We start from the raw sequence: 24,162 nt of genomic DNA on the forward strand, positions 1-24,162 counted from the left end.
TCATGCGGTCGTGGCGTCCGGAGGTGCTGCGGCGCCGGATGCATCGGTGACGGTGTCCGCCAGCCAGGAATCCACCGCCGCCGCGGTGGTGCCGGCGTGGTCCTCCACCATCGAGTAGTGGTTTCCGGTCACTTCGACGATCGTGTCCACGTGCTCGGGCGGTGCCGCGCGCCCGTCGCCGTCCGCGGCACCGGCCGGCACGGGCTCGCTCGCCCGTACGAGCAGGGTCGGCGCGGCGATCCGCGGCGCGGCCCAGTCGTCGAACAGGCGCATATAGCGGCCCATCGCGGTGAGCTGTTCGCCGCCGGACCTCATGAAGTCCAGGCGCTGCGACTGTGCCTGGGCCATGGCGTTGAGCACCTGGTGGTCGAAGGGGATCTCGCGGCTGAAGCTGTCGACCATCACCACGGCCGCCGGCTGCTCGCCCATGGCCTCCAGATGTGCCGCCACGCCGTGGGCGATCCAGCCGCCGGAGGAGTAGCCGAGCAGGACGACCGGCTTTCCGCCGGCGCACTCCCGTACGGTCTGGGCGTGCAGCCGGAGCACAGCGTCCGGGTCGGACGGAAGCGGCTCGCCCTTCTCGTAGCCGGGGTTGAGCAGCGCCCACACGTCCAGTCGGTCGCGGAAGGGTGCGGCGAGCCGCGCGTACTGGTGCGCTCCGGCCGGTACGACGTACGGCGAGAAGCACATCAGCGCCAGGGGACGGTCGCCCTGCGACAGCCGTACCGGGGCGGGCCGCTGGGCCAGTTCCTCGGGCCGCTCGAACGAAGGCCGAAAGCGGGCCGCCTCCATCAGCATCCCCATGGCCTCGGCGGCCGTCCCGTTCTCGCTCGCGTGCCGGTAGAGCTGCACCAGCATGTCGGCGGGCCGCTCCTGCGCCGCACCGCGGCCGGCGCCCTGGAGCCGCGTCAGCAGGTGCTTGGCGAGCCTGGCGGGCGTGGGATGGTCGAAGGCCAGTCCGGCGGGCAGGTGGAGACCGGTCGCCGCCGACAGGCGCCGGCGCAGGTCGATCGCGGTGAGCGAGTCGAAGCCGAGCTCCAGGAAGTGCGCGGTGGGCAGCACGTCCTCGGCCGACGCGTGACCGAGGACCACGGCGCTCTGGGCGCGGATGTGCTCCAGCAGCCGCTCCTCCCGCTCGGCCGGGGCGAGTGCGGCGAGTTCGGTCGCCAGCGTCGCTCCGTCGCCGGTCTCCTCGTCGGCGGCCCGCTCTGCCTCCAGGAGCCGCTGTACGTCGGGCAGATCGGCCAGTAGCGGGCTGGGCCGTGCCACGGTGAAGACGGGCAGGAACTTCTCCCAGTCGATCGGGGCGACGGTGAGGGCCGCCTCGTCGTGCTCGACGGCCTGGCGCAGGGCGGAGATCGCGAGTTCGGGGGCCATGACGCCCAGGCCCCGCCGCTCGCCACGCTCCTGGATCGCGTCGTCGACCATGCCGCCGCCCGCCCAGCCGCCCCAGGCGACCGAGGTCGCGGTCAGGCCGCGGGCCCGCCGCCGCAGCGCCAGGGCGTCGAGGAAGGCGTTGGCACAGGCGTAGGAGGCCTGGCCACCGCTGCCCCAGACGCCGGCACCGGAGGCGAAGAGGACGAACGCGTCCAGCTCACGGCCGTCGAGCAACTCGTCGAGGTGGACGGCGCCGGTGACCTTGGCGGCCGCGGCTTCGGCGAACTCGTCGAGACCGGCGTCGGCCAGCATGGACGACCGTGCCGTGCCGGCGGCGTGCAGCACCGCGGTGAGCGGGTGCCGGGACTCGATGCCGGCGAGCAGCCGCGCGAGGGCGTCGCGGTCGGCGATGTCGCAGGCGGCGATGGTCACTTCGGCGCCCAGGGCGGTCAGCTCCGCGCGCAGTTCCGGCGCACCGGGGGCGTCGGGCCCGCTCCTGCTGGTGAGCACCAGGTGCTGCGCGCCCGCGCCCGCCAGCCAGCTGGCCAGGTGCCGGCCCACGCCGCCGGTTCCGCCGGTGACCAGGACGGTGCCACGGGGCTGCCACGGGGTCACGGGCTCCGCGTCGGCGGGCCGCGCCCGGAGCATGCGCCGGCCGAACACGCCGTCGGCACGTACGGCGAGCTGATCCTCGTCGTGCTGGGCCAGCACTCCGGCCAGTCGGCGCAGCGCGTGCTCGTCCAGCTTCTCGGGCAGGTCGACGAGACCGCCCCAGCGCCGGGGCAGTTCCAGTGCGGCGACGACGCCCAGGCCCCAGAGCTGTGCCTGGCCCGCGTCGCGCAGCGGGTCGCCGGCTCCGGTGGACACGGCTCCGCTGGTCGCGCACCACAGCGGTGCCTGGACGTCCACGTCGCCGAGCGCCTGCACCAGGGTGACGGTCGTGGCGAGGCTCGCCGACAACGTCGGGTGGAGCGGGTGGGTGCCGGGGGCGAGGCCGAGCATCGACAGGACACCGGTGGGCTGTTCGCCGCCGAGCTCCTCGGCGAGCCGCTGCGTGGCCTGCGCGCGGTCGCAGTCGACGGGGAGTTCGACGACCCGCACCTTGGCGCCGTGGGCGCCGAGCACGCCGACGACGCAGGGTGCCCACTGCTCGTCCGCCAGCCCGGCGGGCAGGACGGCGAGCCACAGGCCGTGCAGGCCGGGGGCCGGGTGGTCGGTCAGCCGCCGGAAGGAGACGCGGTAGCGCCAGCCGTCCACCGTGGACTTCTCCCGGCCGCGCCGACGCCACGCGGACAGCACCGGCAGCGCCGGGCCGACGAGGGCGGCGTCGTCCGCCCCGAGTTCCTCGGCGAGCCCGGACAGGTCCGTGTTCTCCACCAGCTCCCAGAACCCTGCCTCGACCGGATCGGCGCCCGCGGGCGCCGGGTCGGCGCTCTCCAGCCAGTACCGCTGTCGCTGGAACGCGTACGTCGGCAGGTCCACGCACCGTACCGGATGCCCGGCGAAGGGGACCGTCAGGTCCACGGGTACGCCGCTCACGTGCAGTTCGGACACGGAGCGCAGGAAGCGGTCCATGCCGCCCTCGCCTCTGCGCAGCGAGGCGCCGGTCACGGCGTCGGCACCGGCCTCCTCCGCGATCTCCTGCACCGCGCCGGCCAGCAGCGGATGCGGGCTGCACTCGACGAACACCGTGTGCCCGTCCGCCAGCAGCGTCCGTACGGACCGCTCGAACTCCACCGTGTGCCGCGCGTTGCGGTACCAGTACCCGGCGTCCAGGGCGGTGGTGTTCAGCACCGTGCCGGTCACCGTGGAGTAGAAGGGGATGTCCGCCGCGCCCGGCGCGACCGGGGCCAACTGCTCCAGGAGTTCGGGGCGCAGGCTCTCGACCTGGGCGGAGTGCCCGGCACCGGTGGCGCCGCGGACCTTGCGCACACGCACGCCCTCGCCCTGAAGTTCCGCCAGGAGTTCGTCGACCGCATCGGGCTGTCCGGAGACGGTCAGGGCGGCGGGCCCGTTCACGGCGGCGACCGACAGCCGGTCCCCGTACTTCTCCAGCCGCGCACGAACCTGGTCGGCGGGCATGGCGACCGCGAGCATGGCGCCCTTGCCGATGAGCTTGGTCAGCGTCCGGCTGCGCAGGGCCACGATCCGGGCCGCGTCGTCCAGCGTCAGCGCGCCCGCGACGTACGCGGCGGCGACCTCGCCCTGCGAATGGCCGACGACGGCGCCAGGCGTCACACCGTAGGAGCGCCACAGGGCGGCCAGGGACACCATCACCGTGAACAGCGCGGGCTGGGCGACCTCCACCTCGGCCACGTCCGGCGCATCGGGTTCGGCGCGCAGGACGTCGAGCAGCGGCCAGTCGAGGTAGGGGGCGAACGCCCCGGCGCAGGCCCTCGCCTGCTCGGCGAAGACCGGGGAGGTGTCCAGCAGTTCGCGGGCCATCTCGGTCCACTGCGAGCCGTGACCGGGGAAGACGAAGGCGACCCTGCCAACGGCCGCGGCGGTGCCCTGGACCACGGTGTCCGCGGGTGCGCCGTCGGCGAGCGCCGCGAGCCCGGACCGCAGCTCGTGCCGGTCGTGGCCGACGACCACGGCCCGCTGCTCCAGCCGCGTCCGCGTGGTGACGAGGGCGCGGCCGACGTCGGGCAGGGACAGCCCTTCGGTGCGGTCGAGGTGGTTCAGCAGCCGGCGGGCCTGCTCGCGCAGGGACCGGGCGGTCTTCGCGGACAGCGCCCACGGGACCACGTCCAGGGGCCGGGCGGCGGTCGCGTCCCGCACTACGGGGGACTGCTCGCCCTCGGCGGCGGGCGCGGTCCGCGGAGCCTGCTCGATGACGGTGTGCACGTTGGTGCCGCTCAGCCCGAACGAGGACACGGCCGCACGCCGTGGCCTGTCCAGGTCGGGCCAGGTGGTCTGCTCGGTGAGCAGGCGCACGTTCCCGCCGGCCCAGTCGACGTCCGGGGTCGGCTCGTCGACGTGCAACGTCCGCGGCAGGATGCCGTTGCGAATGGCCATCACCATCTTGATGACGCCGCCGACGCCCGCGGCCGCCTGCGCGTGGCCGATGTTGGACTTCAGCGAGCCGAGCCACAGCGGCCGGTCCTCGGAGCGCTCCTTGCCGTACGTGGCCAGCAGCGCCTGCGCCTCGATCGGGTCGCCGAGCCGGGTTCCGGTGCCGTGGGCCTCCACGGCGTCCACCTCGTCCGGGGTGAGCCGGGCGTTGGCCAGCGCCTGCCGGATGACCTGCTGCTGGGCCTTGCCGCTGGGCGCGGTCAGGCCGTTGGAGGCGCCGTCCTGGTTGACCGCGCTGCCCCGCACGACGGCCAGGACCTCGTGCCCGTTGCGGCGGGCGTCGGACAGCCGCTCCACCAGGACCAGGCCCACGCCCTCGGCGAAGCCGGTGCCGTCGGCGGACGAGGAGAACGCCTTGCAGCGGCCGTCGGCGGACAGCGCGCGCTGCCGGCTCGACATCGTGAACGCGGACGGTCCGGCCATCACCATCACGCCGCCGGCCAGGGCCATGGAGCACTCGCCGCCCCGCAGCGCCTGCACGGCGAGGTGGAGGGCGGTCAGCGAGGACGAGCACGCGGTGTCGACGGTGACCGACGGGCCTTGCAGTCCGAAGGCGTAGGAGAGCCGACCGGAGATCACGCTGGCCGCGTTGCCACTGGGGAGGTAGCCCTCGACGCCGTCGGGCACCTTGAGCGGGCGGCCGGTGTAGTCCTGGTAGCCGGAGCCGACGAAGACGCCTGTGGCGGTGGAGCGCATCGCGTCGGGGGCGATCCGGGCGCGTTCGAAGGCCTCCCAGGCGGTCTCCAGCAGCAGGCGCTGCTGCGGGTCCATGGCGACGGCCTCGCGCGGGCTGATGCCGAAGACCGCGGGGTCGAACTCGTCCGCGTCGTGCAGGAATCCGCCCTGGGTGGTGTACGTGGTGCCGGGGTGGTCGGGGTCCGGGTGGTAGAGCGCCTCGACGTCCCAGCCGCGGTTGCCGGGGAAGCGGGAGACCGCGTCGCGGCCGGAGGCGACCAGCTCCCACAGGTCCTCGGGCGAGCGCACGCCGCCGGGGTAGCGGCAGGCCATCGCGATGATGGCGATCGGCTCGTCCAGCACCGCGGCGGCCGCCGTGGCCGGGGCGTTCGCGTTCTGGCCGCCGGTGAGTTCGGCGAGCAGGTGGGCGGCGAGGTCCGCGGCCGTGGGGTGGTCGAAGACCAGCGTCGTGGGCAGGGCGAGGCCGGTGGCCTCGTTGATGCGGTTGCGCAGTTCCACCGCGGTCAGGGAGTCGAAGCCGAGGTCCCTGAAGGGCCGGTCGGCCTCGACGGCGCCCACTTCGCGGTGGCCGAGGACGGCGGCGGCGTGCGTGCGCACGAGGTCCACGAGGGCGCGAGCGCCGTCTTCGGGCGACAGCCCGGCCAGGCTCTCGGCGAGCGCCCCGGAGCCGTGGCCCGCCTCGGGGGCGTCCTGCGCGAGCGTCGCGCGCACCTCGGGGAGGTCGCCGAGCAGCGGGCTGGGACGGCCGAGGGTGAACGGCACGATGAAGCGCGACCAGTCCACGTCGGCCACGGTCAGCAGGGTCTCGTCGTGGTCGAGCGCGCGCTGCAGGGAGGTGATCGCCGACGCGGGGGTCATCGCGCGAAGGCCGCGGCGGCGCAGCCGCTCCTCGTCGTCGCCGTCCTCGACCATGCCGCCGTCGGCCCAGGGGCCCCAGGAGAGGGCGGTCGCGGTGAGGCCGCGGTCGCGGCGGTGCCGGGCGAGAGCGTCGAGGAAGGCGTTGCCGGCGGCGTAGGCGGCCTGGCCGCCGCTGCCCCAGACGCCGGAGATGGAGGAGAAGAGGATGAAGGCGTCGAGTTCCTGGTCGCCCAGCAGTTCGTCCAGGTGCGCCGCGCCGCCGGCCTTGGCGGCGAGCGCGGCGGCGAAGGCGGCCGGGGTGGTGGCGTCCACCATGCCGGCGTCGGCGACTCCGGCGGCGTGCACGACGGCGGTGAAGGCGTGCTCGGCGAGCAGTGCCGCCACGGCGTCGCGGTCGGCCATGTCGCAGGCGGCGAGCGTGACGCGGGCGCCGAGGTCCTCCAACTCATCACGCAGGGTGGCGGCGCCGGGGCGTCCGCGCCCCGGCGGCTGGTGAGGACGAGGTGTTCGGCGCCGCCGCGCGCCAGCCAGCGGGCGACGTGGCCGCCCAGCGCGCCCGTACCACCGGTGACGAGGACGGTGCCGCGGGGTTGCCAGCGGTGGGTGGCCGCGCGTGCCGGTGCATGGGCGAGCCGCCGGGCGAAGACGCCGGAGGCGCGGACGGCGAGCTGGTCCTCCTTCCAGGGGCCCGTCAGCGCCTGTCCCAGCACGTCGGCCAGGCGTGCGGCGGCTTGCTCGTCGACGGTCTCCGGCAGGTCGATCAGCCCGCCCCAGCGCCGGGGCAGCTCCAGGGCGACGGTGCGGCCCAGGCCCCAGACCTGGGCGTGCCGGGCGTCGCGTAAGACGTCGGAACCGCTCACGGCCACCGCGCCCGAGGTGGCGCACCACAGCGGGGCGTCGACGTCCGCGTCGCCCAGCGCCTGGACGAGCAGCAGGGTGGGCAGCACGGGGTCGCCGGTGACGAGCAGGGACAGCACGCCGTCGACCGGCCCGATCCCGGCCAGCTCCCCGGCCAGACCGGCGCGGTCGCTCGCCGCGCCGACGACCAGCGTCTTCACAGTGGCGCCGCGAGCGGTGAGCGCGGTGCGGACCACGGCGGTCTGCTCGGTCTCCTCCTCCGGCACGGCCAACAGCCAGGTGCCGCCGATACCGGCCGGAGCGAGCTCGCCCAGCCGCTTCCACGACTCGCGGTAGCGCCGGTCGTCGACGGCCGACTGCTCCTTGCGCTGCCGCCGCCATGACGACAGCCTCGGCAGCACATCGCTGAACGCGTCCCCCGCGCCGATGTCCAGGGTCGCGGCGAGGGCCTGCAGGTCCTCGCGCTCGACGGTCTCCCAGAACTCCACGTCCACCGGGTCCACCGCCGCGGCGGCAGCGGCGGGCTCCCGCGTCTGCACCCAGTACCGCTCGTGCTGAAACGCGTACGTCGGCAGGTCGGTCTTCCGCGCACCGGCGAAGAGGACGCTCCAGTCCACCGCGACGCCGTGCGTGTGCAGATGGGCCAGGGCCGTCACGAGTGCCTGCCGCTCGGGGCGGTCACCGCGCAGGACGGGCACGGTGACCGCCTCGTCCACACAGCCCTGCGCCATGGCGCTGAGGACACCGCCCGGGCCGATCTCGACGAAGGTCTTCACGCCCAGCTCGTGCAGGGTCCGCACGCCGTCGGCGAAGCGGACGGCCTCGCGGACGTGCCGGACCCAGTACTCGGGCGTGTAGGCCTCGACGAGCCGACCCGTGAGGTCGGAGACGACGGGGAGTCGGGGCTTCTCGAAGGCCAGGCCGCGCACGACCCCGGCGAACTCCTCCAGCATCGGGTCCATCAACGGCGAGTGGAAGGCGTGACTGACCTTCAGCCGGGACGTCTTGCGGCCCTGCTCGGCGAAGCCCGCGGCAATCGCCAGGGCCGCCGTCTCGTCACCGGAAACCACCACCGACGAGGGGCCGTTGACCGCGGCGATGCTCACCCCGTCGGTGAGGTGGGGCAGGACTTCCTCCTCGGTGGCCTGTACGGCGACCATCGCGCCGCCCGCGGGCAGCGCCTGCATCAGCGCGGCGCGCGCGGACACCAGCTTCGCCGCGTCGTCGAGGGACAGCGCACCGGCCACGTGCGCGGCCGCGATCTCGCCCACGGAGTGGCCCACGACGAAGTCGGGCCGGACGCCCAATGATTCGAGGAGCCGGAACAGGGCCACCTCGACCGCGAAGAGCGCGGGCTGGGTGCACCCGGTCCGGTGCAGTGTTTCGGTATCGACGTCGACCGGGGCGTCCAGGTGCGCGCACACCTCGTCGTAGGCCGTGGCGAAGACGGGGAACGCCGCATACAGTTCGCGCCCCATGCCGATGCGCTGCGAGCCCTGCCCCGAGAAGAGGAAGCCGGTCTTGCCGCCGGCCGGGCGCCCCAGCAGTACACGGGACGAAGGGGTCCCGCTGGCCAACTCCTCCAGCCCGAGGAGGAGTTCCTCACGGCTCTCCCCGACGACGGCGGCCCGGTGACGCATGGCCGTGCGGGTCGTGGCCAGCGACAGCCCGACGTCCTGCGGCCGGACCTCGCCCCGTGCCAAGGGCAGCAGCCGGGCCGCCTGGGCCTTGAGCGCCGCGTCGCTCCTGGCGGAGAGCACCCACGCCAGCGGGCCGTCGGCCAGAGCCTCTGCGGGCTCCTCGTCCTGGGCCGGCGCCTGCTCGATGATGGTGTGGGCGTTGGTGCCGCTGACGCCGAAGGACGACACGGCGGCTCGGCGCGGATGATCGGTCTCCGGCCACTCCACGGCCTGTGCCAGCAGCCGCACCGCACCCGCCGACCAGTCCACGTGCGGCGTCGGCTCGTCCACGTGCAGGGTCCGCGGGAGCACGCCGTGGCGCATGGCCATGACCATCTTGATGATGCCGCCGACACCCGCGGCCGCCTGCGAGTGACCGATGTTGGACTTCAGCGAGCCCAGCCACAATGGCCGGTCTCCAGGCCGCTCCCGGCCGTACGTGGCGAGCAGCGCCTGCGCCTCGATCGGGTCACCCAGCGTCGTACCCGTACCGTGCGCCTCGACGACGTCGATCTGGGCGGGAGACAGCCCGGCCGATGCCAGGGCCTGGCGGATGACCCGCTGCTGCGCCGGACCGTTCGGCGCGGTCAGGCCGTTGGACGCGCCGTCCTGGTTCACGGCGCTGCCCCGCACCACGGCCAGGACCCGGTGCCCGTTGCGGCGGGCGTCGGACAGCCGCTCCACCAGGAGCATGCCCACGCCCTCGGCCCAGCCGGTGCCGTCGGCGCCGGCGCCGAACGCCTTGCACCGTCCGTCAGGGGCGAGCCCGCGCTGGCGGCTGAACTCCACGAACGCGGTAGGCGTGGTCATCACCTGCACGCCGCCTGCCAGCGCCATGGAGCACTCGCCGCCGCGCAGCGCCTGGATCGCCCAGTGCAGCGCCACCAGCGACGACGAACACGCCGTGTCGACGGTGACCGCCGGGCCCTCCAGTCCGAACGTGTAGGCGATACGGCCGGACATCACACTGGCGGAGTTGCCGGTCCCGAGATGGCCGTCGGACTCGCCGCCCACCCCGACCAGGAGGTTGACGTAGTCCTGGTAGCCGGAGCCGACGAAGACTCCGGTGCGGCTGCCACGCACCGACTCCGCGTCGATGCCTGCCCGCTCGAACGTCTCCCACGTGGTCTCCAGCAGCAGGCGCTGCTGCGGATCCATCGCCACGGCCTCACGCGGGCTGATCCCGAAGAACCCCGGGTCGAACTCCCCCGCCTCGTAAAGGAATCCACCGTGCCGTGCGTACGTCTTCCCCGTCGCCTCCGGGTCCGGGTCGTAGATGCCGTCCACGTCCCAGCCCCGGTCCGCCGGGAACTCGCCGACCGCGTCACCACCGGAGACCACCAGCTGCCACAGGTCCTCCGGCGAACGCACCCCGCCCGGATACCGGCACGCCATGCCGACGATCGCGATGGGTTCCTGGTCCTTCTCCTGGACCTCGCGAAGGCGCTCCCGGACCTGACGAAGGTCTCCGGTGACGCGCTTGAGATACTCGAGAAGCCTGTCTTCGTTGCTGCTCATCCGCCTCATCCGTCCTCGGCTGTCGTTAAAGGTAGGGCGCCAAGAACTAGGAATTTTCTAGATCTTGATCGATCAGATCGAAGATGTCGTCGACCGTCGCGTCCTGGAGCTGCCGCTGCGCATCGGCCGATTCCGCACCTTGCTCTCCGGCGGAGTTCACCAGGGACAGCAGCTCCTGCAGCCGCCTTCGCATCCCCGACCGGACCGTCTCCTCGGTGGAGGCGGCCGTCGAGATCACCGACTCCAGCCGGTCGAGCTCGCCGAAGACCGACACCTCGTCCGGGCCCGTCTCGCCGACGAGTTCGCTCTGCAGGTAGCGGGCGATCGCCTCGGGCGTCGGGTGGTCGAAGACGAGCGTCGCGGGCAGGGTCAGGCCGGTGTCGGCGATGAGCAGGTTGCGCAGCTCCACCGCGGTGAGGGAGTCGAAGCCGAGGTCCCGGAACGCCAGGTCCGGTTCCACAGCCACGGAGCCGTTGTGGCCGAGTACGGCCGCCGCGTGCGCGCACACCGTGTCCACGAGCAGGCGTTGCTGTTCGCCCTCGGACAGCGTCGACAGCTTCTCCTTGAGCGCGGACGGCTCCGCGGCCCGCTCGGCGGGCTCCTCCGCGAGGGCGTCCCTGACCTCGGGCAGGTCGCTCAGCAGCGCGCTCGGCCTGCTGACGGTGAACGGCACGACGAACCGCCGCCAGTCCACGTCGGCCACGGTGAGGGTGCCGTCCCCGCCGCTCAGCGCACCGTGCAGCGCGGAGATCGCCCGGTCCGGCCGCAGCACGGTCAGGCCACGCTGTCGCAACCGCTCCTCGTCACCGGCGTCGGCGACCATGCCGCCCTCGCCCCAAGGGCCCCAGGCGATCGCGGTCGCGGTGAGGCCCCGGGCCCGCCGGTGCTGCGCCAGGCCGTCGAGGAAGGCGTTCGCGGCCGAGTACGCGGCCTGCCCGCCGCCTCCCCACACGCCGGAGACGGAGGAGAAGAGGACGAAGGCGTCCAGCTCCTGATCGCCGAGCAGTTCGTGGAGGTGCACGGCCCCGAGGGCCTTCGCGGCGACCGTCGCCGCGAAGTCGCCGATGCTCGTCTCGGCGAGCATGCCCGCCTCGGCGGTGCCGGCCGTGTGGACGACGGCGTTCACCGGGTGCTCGGCGAGCAGCGCGGCCAGTGCCTCGCGGTCGGCCACGTCACAGGCGGCGACGGTCACGCGTACGCCCGCCTCCTCCAGCTCGGCCTCGAGGCCGGCGGCGCCGGGTGCCGCGGGGCCGCGGCGGCTGGTGAGCACCAGGTGCTCGGCACCCGCACCGGCGAGCCAGCGGGCGACGTGCCCGCCCAGCGCACCCGTACCACCCGTGATCAGCACCGTGCCGCGCGGCGACCACGAGCGGTCGCTCCGGGCTGCGGGCAGCCGCGACAGGCGCCGTACGAACAGCCCGCGGTCGCGGATCGCGACCTGGTCCTCGGCCGACTGGCCGAGCACCGTGGCGAGTCGGCCGACGACCCGGGCGTCGACCGTGTCCGGGAGGTCGATCAGACCGCCCCAGCGCGGCGCGTGCTCCAGCGCCGCCACCCGGCCCAGACCCCAGACCTGGGACTGGTACGGATCCGCCACCTCCTCGGCGGGGCTCACGCCCACCGCGTTCCGGGTCGCGCACCACAGCGGGGCGTCGATGCCCGCGTCACCCAGGGCCTGGACGAGCAGAACGGACAGCGCGACGCCGGCGGTCAGTGCGGCGGCCGCCGGGGCGGCCTCGCCGTCGACGGCGAGCAGCGACAGGACGCCCGCCACGGGCTCGTCACCGGCCGCCCGGGCGAGCTGCGCGGTCAGGTCCTCACGGTCGGTGGCCGGCTCGACCGGGACCGGCAGCGGAGCCAGGCCCCGCTCGGTCAGCCCGCGGAGGCAGGCGGTGACCCAGTCGTCGCCGAGGTGCGCAACGCTGACCGGAACCAGCCATACACCGATCCGGGCAGGGCTCTGCGGGGCGGGATCGGGTATCCCTTTCCAGGTGACGTCGTAGCACCAACCGTCCACGGCTGACTGCTCCTTGCGCTGCCGCCGCCACGACGACAGCCGCGGCAGTACGTCGCTGAAAGCATCCCCTGCCCCGATGCCCAGGCTCTCGGCGAGGGCCTGCAGGTCCCCACGCTCCACGGTCTCCCAGAACTCCGCGTCCAGCGGGTCCGCCAGCGCGGCGGCAGCGGTTCGCGGGGCGTCGACCCAGTACCGCTCGTGCTGGAAGGCGTAGGTCGGCAGGTCGGTCTTCCGCGCACCGGCGAAGAACACGTTCCAGTCCACGGACACGCCGTGCGTGTGCAGATGGGCCAGGGCCGTCACGAGTGCCTGCCCCTCGGGGCGGTCGGCACGCAGGACGGGCACGGTGACGGCCTCGTCCGCGCAGGCCTGTGCCAGAGCGCTGAGGACACCGCCGGGACCGATCTCGACGAAGGTGGTCACACCCAGGTCGCCGAGGGTCTCGATACTGTCGGCGAAGCGCACCGCTTCGCGCACGTGCTGGACCCAGTACTCGGGGGTGTACGGCTCGGCCAGGCGGCCGGTGAGGTTCGAAACGACGGGAATCCGCGGCTCGTTGAAGACCAGACCACGGACGACCTCGGCGAACTCCTCCAGCATCGGCTCCATCAACGGCGAGTGGAACGCATGACTGACCTTCAACCGGGAGGTCTTACGGCCCTGTTGAGTGAAGACCTCGGCGATCCCCAGCACGGCGTCCTCGGCTCCGGATAGCACCACGGACCGAGGACCGTTGACCGCCGCTATACCGACCTCGTCCGTCAGGTGCGGCAGCACCTCGTCCTCGGCCGCCTGCACAGCAACCATCGCGCCACCAGTGGGCAGGGCCTGCATCGACGCGGCACGCGCCGACACCAGCTTCACCGCATCGTCCAGCGACAGCACCCCGGCCACATGCGCGGCCGCGATCTCACCCACCGAGTGACCCGCCACGTAATCCGGCCGCACACCCCACGATCCGAGGAGCCGGAACAGCGCCACCTCGACCGCGAACAGCGCGGGCTGGGCACACCCGGTCTCGTGCAGGGTCTCGGCATCGACGTCCACCGGCACGTCCAGACGCGCACACACCTCGTCGTACGCATCGGCGAAGACCGGGAACACCTCGTACAACTCACGCCCCATACCGATCCGCTGCGAACCCTGACCCGAGAACAGGAAGCCGACCTTGCCTCCCGGCCGGCCCTGGACAACTCCGGGTGACGGCATTCCGGCGGCCAGGTAGCCCAGTCCGCGGCGGAAGTCGTCAGTGCTCTCGCCGATGACGGCCGCCCTGTGGCGCAGGGCGCTCCGGGTGGTGGCCAGCGAGAAGCCGACATCGGCCAGTGACGTGCCGTCCTCCACGAAGGCCAGCAGTCGTCGTGCCTGGTCGCGCAGCGCAGCGCTGCTCCTGGCGGAGAGCACCCACGGCAGGAGGGCCGGCGCCGGAGCGGTGGTGGCCTCTTCGGCCGGGGCCGGCGGGGCCTGTTCGATGATCGTGTGGGCGTTGGTACCGCTGACGCCGAAGGACGAGATCGCGGCGCGGCGCGGGTGGTCCGTCTCCGGCCACTCCACAGCCTCGGTCAACAGCCGGACGTCTCCGGACGACCAGTCCACGTGTGGCGTCGCCTCGTCCACGTGCAGGGTCTTCGGGAGCACGCCGTGGCGCATGGCCATGACCATCTTGATGATGCCGCCGACACCCGCGGCCGCCTGGGCGTGACCGATGTTGGACTTCAGCGAGCCCAGCCACAACGGCCGGTCTCCAGGCCGCTCCCGGCCGTACGTGGCGAGCAGCGCCTGCGCCTCGATCGGGTCACCCAGCGTCGTACCCGTACCGTGGGCCTCCACGGCGTCGATGTCGGCTGCGGTGAGGCCCGCGGAGGTGAGTGCCTGGCGGATGACCCGCTGCTGCGCCGGACCGTTCGGTGCGGTCAGGCCGTTGGACGCGCCGTCCTGGTTGACGGCGCTCCCCCGTACCACCGCCAGGACCTCGTGGCCGTTACGGCGGGCGTCGGACAGCCGCTCCACCAGGAGCATGCCTACGCCCTCGGCCCAGCCCGTGCCGTCGGCGCCGGCGCCGAACGCCCTGCAGCGGCCGTCGGGCGACAGGCCGCGCTGGCGGCTGAACTCCACGAAGGCCCGCGGGGTGGACATGACCATCACGCCGCCGGCCAGCGCCATGGAGCACTCGCCGTTACGGAGGGCCTGGGCCGCCCAGTGCAGGGCCACGAGTGATGACGAGCACGCCGTGTCGACGGTGACGGCCGGTCCTTCCAGGCCGAGGGTGTAGGCGATACGGCCCGACATGATGCTCGCCGAGTTGCCCGTACCGAAGAAGCCCTCGGAATCGTCGATCGCATGGAAGGCCTGGGCGGCGTAGTCCTGGTAGCCGGAGCCGACGAACACGCCGGTACGACTGCCGCGCACCGACTCCGCGTCGATGCCTGCCCGCTCGAACGTCTCCCACGTGGTCTCCAGCAGCAGGCGCTGCTGCGGATCCATCGCCACGGCCTCACGCGGGCTGATCCCGAAGAACCCCGGGTCGAACTCCCCCGCCTCGTAAAGGAATCCACCGCGGCGCGTGTACGTCTTGCCGGACGCCTCCGGGTCCGGGTCGTAGATGCCGTCCACGTCCCAGCCGCGGTCCGCCGGGAAGTCGCCGACGGCGTCACCGCCGGAGACCACCAGCTGCCACAGGTCCTCGGGCGAGCGCACCCCGCCCGGGTAGCGGCACGCCATGCCGACGATCACGATGGGGTCGTCGTCCTCGCCGGGCGCGGCGGCCACTTCCGGTACGGCCGCGGTGGTGAGGCCGATGAGCTCGGTGCGCAACTGCCGGGCGAGTGCCTGGGCGTTGGGGTGGTCGAAGACCAACGTGGCGGGCAGTGCGAGCCCGGTCTCGGCGTTGAGCCTGTTGCGCAGTTCGACGGCGGTCAGGGAGTCGAAACCCAGATCCTTGAAGGCCCGGTCGGCCTCGATCTCACCGGCGCCGTCATGGCCGAGGACGGCCGCCGCATGTGTGCGGACGAGGTCGACCAGCAGTGCGTGCTGCTCGGTCTCGGGCATCCCGGTGAGGCGCTCGGCCAGGGGTGAGGCGGCGGCCGTGCCGGGCCCGCCGGCGGTGCTGCCCCCGGTGAGGATGCGCTCGGCCTCCGGGAGGTCGCCGAGCAGGGCGCTCGTGCGGCCCACGGTGAACGGGGGCAGGAACCGCTCCCAGTCGACGTCGGCCACCGTGGCGGTCGCCTCGCCGGAGTCCAGCGCCTGCCGGAGCCCGGCCAGGGCGAGCGCGGCGGGCATCGGGATCAGGCCGCGGCGGCGCAGTCGTTCGTCCGCGCCCTCGGCCTCGGCCATGCCGCCGTCGGCCCACGGGCCCCAGGCCACGGCGGTCGTCGGCAGGCCTTGGGCCCTGCGGCGTTCGGCGAGCCCGTCGAGCAGGGCGTTGGCCGCCGCGTAGGCGGCCTGGTAGCCGCTGCCCCACACACCGGCGATGGACGAGAAGAGGACGAAGGCGTCGAGTTCCCCGTCGGCGAGGAGCGCGTCTAGGTGCAGGGCGCCGGTTGCCTTGGCGGACAGCACATCGGCGAAGGCGCCTGGCGTCATGGCTTCCAGCGGCTCCAGGTGGTCCACGCCCGCCGTATGGACAACGGCGTTCACCGGGTGCTCGGCGAGCAGCGCGGCGAGCGCCTCACGGTCGGCGACGTCGCACGCGGCGACGGTGACACGGACACCCGTCGCCTCCAGTTCCGCGGCGAGACCCGCCGCGCCCGGCGCGTCGGCACCGCGGCGGCTGGTGAGCACCAGGTGCTCGGCGCCCCCACCGGCGAGCCAGCGGGCGACATGCCCGCCCAGCGCACCCGTACCACCGGTGATCAGCACCGTGCCGCGCGGCGACCACCGTTGTCCGGCCCGGGTGTTCCGGCGGGCGCCGGTGTGGGACAGCCTGCGGCCGAACACGCCGCGGGCGCGGATCGCGACCTGGTCCTCGGTCGACTGGCCGAGCACGGCGGCGAGGCGTCCTGCGACCCGGTCGTCGACCGTGTCCGGGAGGTCGATCAGACCGCCCCAGCGCGGCGCGTGCTCCAGCGCGGCGACCCGGCCGAGACCCCAGACGGCGTTCTGGGCGACGCTCGGCACCGCGTCCGCCCGGCCGGTGGACATGGCGGACCTGGTCAGCACCCACAGCGGGGCGTCGATGCCCGCGTCGCCCAGCGCCTGGACGAGCGCGAGGGACAGCGCGGTGCCGACGGAGAGGGCCGGGTGTCCGGCGTGGGGCCGCTCGTCGGTGCCGAGCAGGGAGATCACACCGTCGACCGGGGTCCCCCGCACGGCGTCGCCGAGCTGCCGCAGCAGTGTGCCGCGGTCGGCGGCCGGGTCGACCGTCACCCGGACCAGCCGGGCCCCGCGGGCAATGAGCCCGTCGGCGACGGCAGCGGTCCACTCGACGGCCGGGGTGTCCCCGGTGTCCTCAGTGTCCTCGGTGACCAGGAACAGCCAGTCGCCCGGCAGTTCGTGCGCCCGGAGGCCGCTGAGCGGCTTCCAGCCCGTGCGGTAGGACCGGCCTTCCACGGCGGAGTCCCGGCGCTGCTGCCGGCGCCACGCGGACAGCCGGGGCAGCACCGCATCCAACTGCTCGGCAGGCAGGTCGAGGGTGGCGGCGAGGGATTGGGCGTCCTCGCGCTCCACCGTCTCCCAGAACCCGGCCTCCACGGCGTCGGCCCCCGCGACGGCGGCGGCCGTGGGCGCGGTGGTCTCCAGCCAGTACCGCTGGTGCTGGAAGGCGTAGGTGGGCAGGTCGGCGCGCCGGGCGCCGCGGCCGGCGAAATACGCCTGCCAGTCGACGGGGACGCCGTGCACATGGAGTTGCGCGACGGCGCCGGTGATCGCCTCGGGCTCGGGGTCGCCGGACCGTGCGGAGGGAATGGTGACCGCACCGTCCAGGCAGCCCTGGGCCATGGCGCTCAGCACCGCCCCGGGGCCGGTCTCCACGAACGTGGTCACGCCCAGCTCGCCCAGGGTCCGGATGCCGTCGGCGAAGCGCACGGCCTCGCGGACGTGCCGGACCCAGTAGTCCGCCGTGTACGCGTCGACGAGCTCACCGGTGAGGTTCGAGACGACCGGTATGCGGGGCGGCTCGAAGCGCAGACCGCCGACGACGCGGGCGAAGTCCTCGAGCACGGGGTCCATCAGCGGCGAGTGGAACGCGTGGCTCACGGTGAGCCGGGAGGTCTTGCGGCCCTCCCGGGCGAAGAAGTCCGCGACGGCCGTTACGGCGTCCTCGGTTCCGGAGACCACGACGGACCGGGGGCCGTTGACCGCCGCGATGTCGGCGTCGTCCGTGAGGTGCGGCAGCACCTCGTCCTCGGTGGCCTGGACGGCGATCATCGCCCCGCCGGCGGGCAGGGCCTGCATCAGCGCGGCACGAGCCGTGACCAGTGCGGCCGCGTCCTCCAGCGACAGGGCCCCGGCCACGTGCGCGGCCGCGATCTCGCCCACGGAGTGCCCGGCCAGGTAGTCCGGCCGCACGCCCCACGACTCCAGCAGCCGGTGGACGGCGACCTCGTGGGCGAACAGCGCTGGCTGCGTGAAGGCGGTGCGGTTCAGTTCCTCGCCGTCCTCGTGGCCGTTGTCGCCGAAGGCCACGTCCCGCAGTGGCCGCTCGAGGTGCCGGTCGAGGTGGGCGCAGACCTCGTCGTAGGCCTCCGCGAACACCGGGAAGGCCTCGTACAGTTGCCGCCCCATGCCGATGTGCTGGGAGCCCTGCCCGGAGAACAGGAAGCCGACCTGGCCGGCGTCGGCGCGGCCGAGTACGACGCCGGGAGCGGGCGCCCCCGCGGCCAGGGCCCGAAGGCCCTCGGCGATCCGGCCGCGGTCGGTACCGACCACGGCGGCGCGGTGCTCCAGGGCGGCCCGGGTGGTGGCCAGCGAGAAGGCGACGTCGGTGAGGGACGGTTCGGCGCGGTCAGCGGTGAGGGACAGCAGGCGCTCGGCCTGGGCGCGCAGTGCGGCCTCGGACTTGCCGGACAGTACCCACGGCACGGTCGCCGAGGCGACCTCGACCGGTGCGACGGGGACCGGTTCGGCCACCGGGGCCTGCTCGATGATCGTGTGGGCGTTGGTGCCGCTGACGCCGAAGGACGACACGGCGGCCCGGCGCGGGCGGTCCGTCTCCGGCCACTCCACGGCCTCGGTCAACAGCCGCACCGCGCCCGCCGACCAGTCCACGTGCGGCGTCGGCTCATCGGCGTGCAGCGTCCGCGGAAGGACGCCGTGGCGCATCGCCATCACCATCTTGATCACACCGGCCACGCCGGAGGCCGCCTGGGCGTGACCGATGTTGGACTTCAGCGAACCCAGCCACAGCGGCCGGTCCTCCGGGCGCTCCTGGCCGTACGTGGCGAGCAGCGCCTGCGCCTCGATCGGGTCACCCAGCGTCGTACCCGTACCGTGGGCCTCCACCGCGTCGATGTCGGCCTCGGTGAGCCCGGCGGAGGCCAGGGCCTGGCGGATCACCCGCTGCTGCGCGGGGCCGTTGGGCGCGGTCAGGCCGTTGGACGCGCCGTCCTGGTTCACCGCACTGCCCCGCACGACCGCGAGGACCTCGTGACCGTTGCGCACGGCGTCGCTGAGGCGCTCCACGAGCACCACGCCCACGCCCTCCGCCCAGCCGGTGCCGTCCGCACCGGCGCCGAACGCCTTGCAGCGGCCGTCGGCGGCCAGCCCTCGCTGGCGGCTGAACTCCACGAACGCGGCCGGTACGGCCATGACGTTCACACCGCCCGCGACGGCCATCGTGCTCTCGCCGCCCCGCAGCGACTGGATGGCCAGGTGCAGGGCGACCAGCGACGACGAGCACGCCGTGTCGACGGTGACGGCCGGGCCCTCCAGGCCGAACGAGTAGGCCACGCGCCCGGAGACGACGCTCGCGGCGCTGCCGGTGAGCAAGTGGCCCTCGACGCCCTCGGGGATCTGCGGGAGGCCCGCGCCGTAGCCCTGGTAGGACATGCCGACGAACACGCCGGTGCGGCTGCCCTTCAGGGAGGCCGGGTCGATGCCGGCCCGCTCGAACGCCTCCCACGAGGCCTCCAGCAGCAGGCGCTGCTGGGGGTCCATCGCGAGCGCCTCGCGCGGCGAGATCCCGAACAGCGCGGCGTCGAAGTCGCCCGCGTCATACAGGAAGCCGCCGTCGCGCGCGTACGTCTTGCCCGGGGTGCCCGGGTCGGGGTCGTAGAGGTCCTCGACGTCCCAGCCGCGGTCCTCGGGGAAGCCGGAGATCACGTCGACGCCGGACGTCACGAGCTGCCACAGGTCCTCGGGCGAGCCGACGCCGCCGGGGAGGCGGCAGCTCATGGCCACGATCGCGACGGGTTCGTCGTCGGCGGCGGCAGTGCGCTGCTCCTGCTGCGCGGCGCCCTGCGAACCGAGCAGTTCGGCGCGCAGGAAACGGGCCAGGGCCGTGGCGTTCGGGTAGTCGAAGACCAGCGTGGTGGGCAGCTTCAGGCCGGTGTCGGCCGTGAGCTTGTTGCGCAGTTCGACGGCGGTGAGCGAGTCGAAGCCGAGGTCGTTGAACGCCCGGCCGGGTTCCACCGCCGCGGCGCCGTCGTGGCCGAGCACGGCGGCCGCGTGCGTGCGGACGAGGTCCACCAGCGTGCGGTCCTGCTCGCCGGCCGGCAGCCCGGTCAGCTTCGCGGCGAGCGCGTTGCCGGCTTCGGCGCCGCCGGAGGCCGGGGCCTCCAGGGCGCGGCGTACGTCGGGCACGTCGGAGAACAGGGCGCTGGGGCGGGTGACGGTGAACGGGCCGATGAACCGCTCCCAGTCGAATTCCGCGACGGTGAGGGTGGTCTCGCCGTCGGCCAGCGCCTGCTGGAGCGCGGAGATCGCGAGGGCGGGCCGCATGGGTGGTAGGCCGCGGCGGCGCAGCATCTCCTCTCCGTCGCCGACGCCGGCCATGCCGCCCTCGGCCCAGCCGCCCCAGGAGACGGCGAGCGCGGTGCGCCCGCGTGCCCGCCGGTACTCGGCGAGGGCATCCAGATAGGCGTTGGCCGCCGAGTAGGCGCCCTGGCTCGCGCCGCCCCAGATGCCGGCGCCCGAGGAGAACATGACGAACGCGTCGAGCTCCTGACCGGCCAGCAGTTCGTCCAGGTGGGTGGCACCCGCGGCCTTGGCCGCCACCGTGCCGGCGAACCCGGCCGGGTCGGAGTCCTCGATCATGACGTGGTCACCGACGCCCGCGGCGTGGACGACGGCGTTGACGGGGTGCTCGGCCAGCAGCACCCGCAGGGCGTCGCGGTCGGCCACGTCACAGGCCACGACGGTCGCGGCCGCGCCGAGCTTTGCCAACTCCGCGACGAGTTCCGCGGCTCCAGGCGCGTCGAGGCCGCGGCGGCTGGTGAGCACCAGGTGCTCGGCACCCGCACCGGCGAGCCAGCGGGCGACGTGCCCACCCAGCGCACCCGTACCACCGGTGATCAGCACCGTGCCGCGCGGCGACCACCCCTGGGCGGGGCCGGTGGCACGGGTGGCCCGGACGAACCGGCGCCCGAAGACTCCCGAGGCACGGACCGCCACCTGGTCCTCGGCCGTCTGGCCGAGAACGGCGGCCACACGGGCCGCCGTACGGGCATCCAGCAGATCGGGAAGGTCGAGCAGTCCGCCCCAGCGCCACGGGTGTTCCAGCGCCGCCGCGCGGCCGAAGCCCCACACCTGCGACTGCAGCGGGTGGTCCACTCGGTCGGAGCGGCCGGTGGCCACCGCGCCGCGTGTGGCGCACCACAGTGGGGCGTCGACGCTGGCGTCGCCGAGCGCCTGCACCAGGCAGAGGGTCGCGGCGAGGCCGTGCGACAGACCGGGGTGGCCGGCCGAGGCGCTCTCGTCCTCGGCGAGCAGGGACAGCACGCCGGCCACCGGGCCGACGCCGGCCAGCTCGCGGGCCAGCGTCCCGCGGTCGGTGGCGGGTCCGGCGACGAGCGTCACCAGTTCCAGGCCGTGCTCGCCCAGCGCGGTGCGGACCGATTCGGTCCACTCGCTCTCCCCGGCCACGACGAGCAGCCAGGTCCCGGACGCGCCGGGCTGCGGGAGCGTGCCGAGCGGCTTCCACGTGACGCGGTAGCGCCAGCCGTCGACCACGGACTGCTCGCGGCGCTGTCGGCGCCACGCGGACAGCCGGGGCAGGATCGCGCTCAGCGAGGCGTCCGTGCTGACGCCCAGGGTCGCGGCGAGGGACTCCGCGTCCTCGCGCTCCACGCTGTCCCAGAAGCCGGAGTCCGCCGCGTCGGCCGGGGTGCCGGTGGCGGCCAGGTCCTCATCCCCCTCCAGCCAGAACCGCTCGCGCTGGAAGGCGTAGGTGGGCAGGGTGACGCGGTGCGCGCCGGCGAAGAGCGCCTGCCAGTCCGGGGAGACGCCGTGCACGTGCAGTTCGGCGAGCGCGCTGACGAGGGCGTGCCGCTCGGGCCGGTCAGCGCGCAGCACAGGCACGGCAACCACGTCGTCCGCGCAGGCCTGTGCCAGAGCGCTGAGGACACCGCCGGGACCGATCTCGACGAAGGTGGTCACACCCAGGTCGCCGAGGGTCTCGATACTGTCGGCGAAGCGCACCGCTTCGCGCACGTGCTGGACCCAGTACTCGGGGGTGTACGGCTCGGCCAGGCGGCCGGTGAGGTTCGAAACGACGGGAATCCGCGGCTCGTTGAAGACCAGACCACGGACGACCTCGGCGAACTCCTCCAGCATCGGCTCCATCAACGGCGAGTGGAACGCATGACTGACCTTCAACCGGGAGGTCTTACGGCCCTGTTGAGTGAAGACCTCGGCGATCCCCAGCACGGCGTCCTCGGCTCCGGATAGCACCACGGACCGAGGACCGTTGACCGCCGCTATACCGACCTCGTCCGTCAGGTGCGGCAGCACCTCGTCCTCGGCCGCCTGCACAGCAACCATCGCGCCACCAGTGGGCAGGGCCTGCATCAGCGCGGCACGCGCCGACACCAGCTTCACCGCATCGTCCAGCGACAGCACCCCGGCCACATGCGCGGCCGCGATCTCACCCACCGAGTGACCCGCCACGTAATCCGGCCGCACACCCCACGATCCGAGGAGCCGGAACAGCGCCACCTCGACCGCGAACAGCGCGGGCTGGGCACACCCGGTCTCGTGCAGGGTCTCGGCATCGACGTCCACCGGCACGTCCAGACGCGCACACACCTCGTCGTACACATCGGCGAAGACCGGGAACACCTCGTACAACTCACGCCCCATACCGATCCGCTGCGAACCCTGACCCGAGAACAGGAAGCCGACCTTGCCCTCGGTGCGGGCACGTCCCAGCGTCACGTTCGCCGCCGGTTCGCCGGTGGCAAGAGTGGTGAGGGCTTGCCGGAGCTCGTCCGAGCCCTGTGCCAGGAGCACCGCGCGGTGCTCGAACGTCTCGCGGGAGGCCAGGGAGAGGCCGATGTCGAAGGCCGTCCAGTCGTCGTTCGCGTCGAGGTGACCGGCCAGCCGGGCCGCCTGGGCGCGCAGCGCCGGCTCGCCCTTTCCCGACAGCACCCACGGCACGAGCGCGCCGGAGTCGGGCGTGGGGGGCAGCTCCGCCGTGGCGGGGGCCTGCTCGATGATGGTGTGGGCGTTGGTGCCGCTGACACCGAAGGACGAGACCGCGGCACGACGCGGGTGGTCCGACTCGGGCCATGCGACGGCCTCGGTCAGGAGCCGGACGTCACCGGCCGACCAGTCCACGTGCGGCGTCGGCTCGTCCACGTGCAGGGTCTTCGGGAGCACTCCGTGGCGCATGGCCATGACCATCTTGATCACGCCTGCCACGCCTGCGGCTGCCTGTGTGTGGCCGATGTTGGACTTCAGCGAGCCCAGCCACAACGGCCGGTCCTCCGGCCGCTCCTGCCCGTACGTGGCGAGCAGTGCCTGCGCCTCGATCGGGTCACCCAGCGTCGTCCCCGTACCGTGCGCCTCGACGGCGTCCACGTCGCCCGGAGCGAGTCCGGCCGAGGCCAGCGCCTGGCGGATGACCCGCTGCTGCGCCGGACCGTTCGGTGCGGTCAGGCCGTTGGACGCGCCGTCCTGGTTGACGGCGCTCCCCCGTACCACCGCCAGGACCTCGTGGCCGTTGCGCACGGCGTCCGACAGCCGCTCCACGAGCACCACACCCACGCCCTCGGACCAGCCGGTGCCGTCCGCGCCGGCGCCGAACGCCCTGCAGCGGCCGTCGGGCGACAGTCCGCGCTGGCGGCTGAACTCGACGAAGACGTTCGGGCCGGCCATGACGGTGACACCGCCGGCCAGGGCCATCGTGCACTCGCCGTTGCGCAGCGACTGCATGGCCAGGTGGAGGGCGACCAGGGACGACGAGCAGGCCGTGTCGATCGTGAGGGCGGGGCCTTCGAGGCCGAAGGTGTAGGCGACCCGGCCGGAGACGACGCTGGACGCGCCGCCGACGAGCCGGTGTCCTTCGACGCCTTCCGGCGTGCGGCGCACATCGGCTCCGTAGCCCTGGTAGGCCATGCCGACGAAGACGCCGGTCCTGCTGCCGCGCAGCTGGGCGGGGGTGATCCCGGCCCGCTCGAAGGCCTCCCACGAGGTCTCCAGCAGGAGGCGCTGCTGCGGGTCCATCGCCAGGGCCTCGCGCGGCGAGATACCGAAGAAGCCGGCGTCGAAGTCGGTGGCGCCGTAGAGGAATCCGCCGTCGCGCGCGTACGTCTTGCCGGGGCGATCGGGGTCGGGGTCGTAGAGGGCCCCGACGTCCCAGCCGCGGTTCGACGGGAACTCGGAGATGGCGTCGCCGCCGGACGTCACCAGGTCCCACAGGGTCTCGGGCGAGTCGACGCCGCCGGGCAGGTGGCAGCTCATCGCCACGATGGCGATGGGTTCGTCGTCGGCGGCGGTCGCGTGCTGGTCCTGTGGCGCGGTGGCCTGCGATCCGAGCAGCTCGCTGTGCAGGAAGCGGGCGAGCGCCGTGGCGTTGGGGTAGTCGAAGACCAGCGTGGGCGGCAGCGCGAGGCCGGTCGCCGTGTTGACCTTGTTGCGGAGTTCGACTGCGGTCAGGGAGTCGAAGCCGAGGTCCTTGAAGGCGCGGTCGGGCTCGACCTCCGCCGCCGA

Annotated in this window: 2 pseudogenes; both read right to left on the reverse strand. The window is 73.7% G+C overall.

From position 1 onward, the window contains the following. A pseudogene (locus tag N8I87_RS43950) lies at positions 1-10,115 on the reverse strand (type I polyketide synthase). Next, positions 10,108-24,141: pseudogene (locus N8I87_RS00955) on the reverse strand (type I polyketide synthase); the annotation flags it as partial. The pseudogenes N8I87_RS00955 and N8I87_RS43950, both read right to left, overlap by 8 nt. Positions 24,142-24,162: the final 21 nt, after the last annotated feature.

The organism is Streptomyces sp. HUAS 15-9, from assembly GCF_025642155.1.
Classification (GTDB): Bacteria; Actinomycetota; Actinomycetes; order Streptomycetales; family Streptomycetaceae; genus Streptomyces.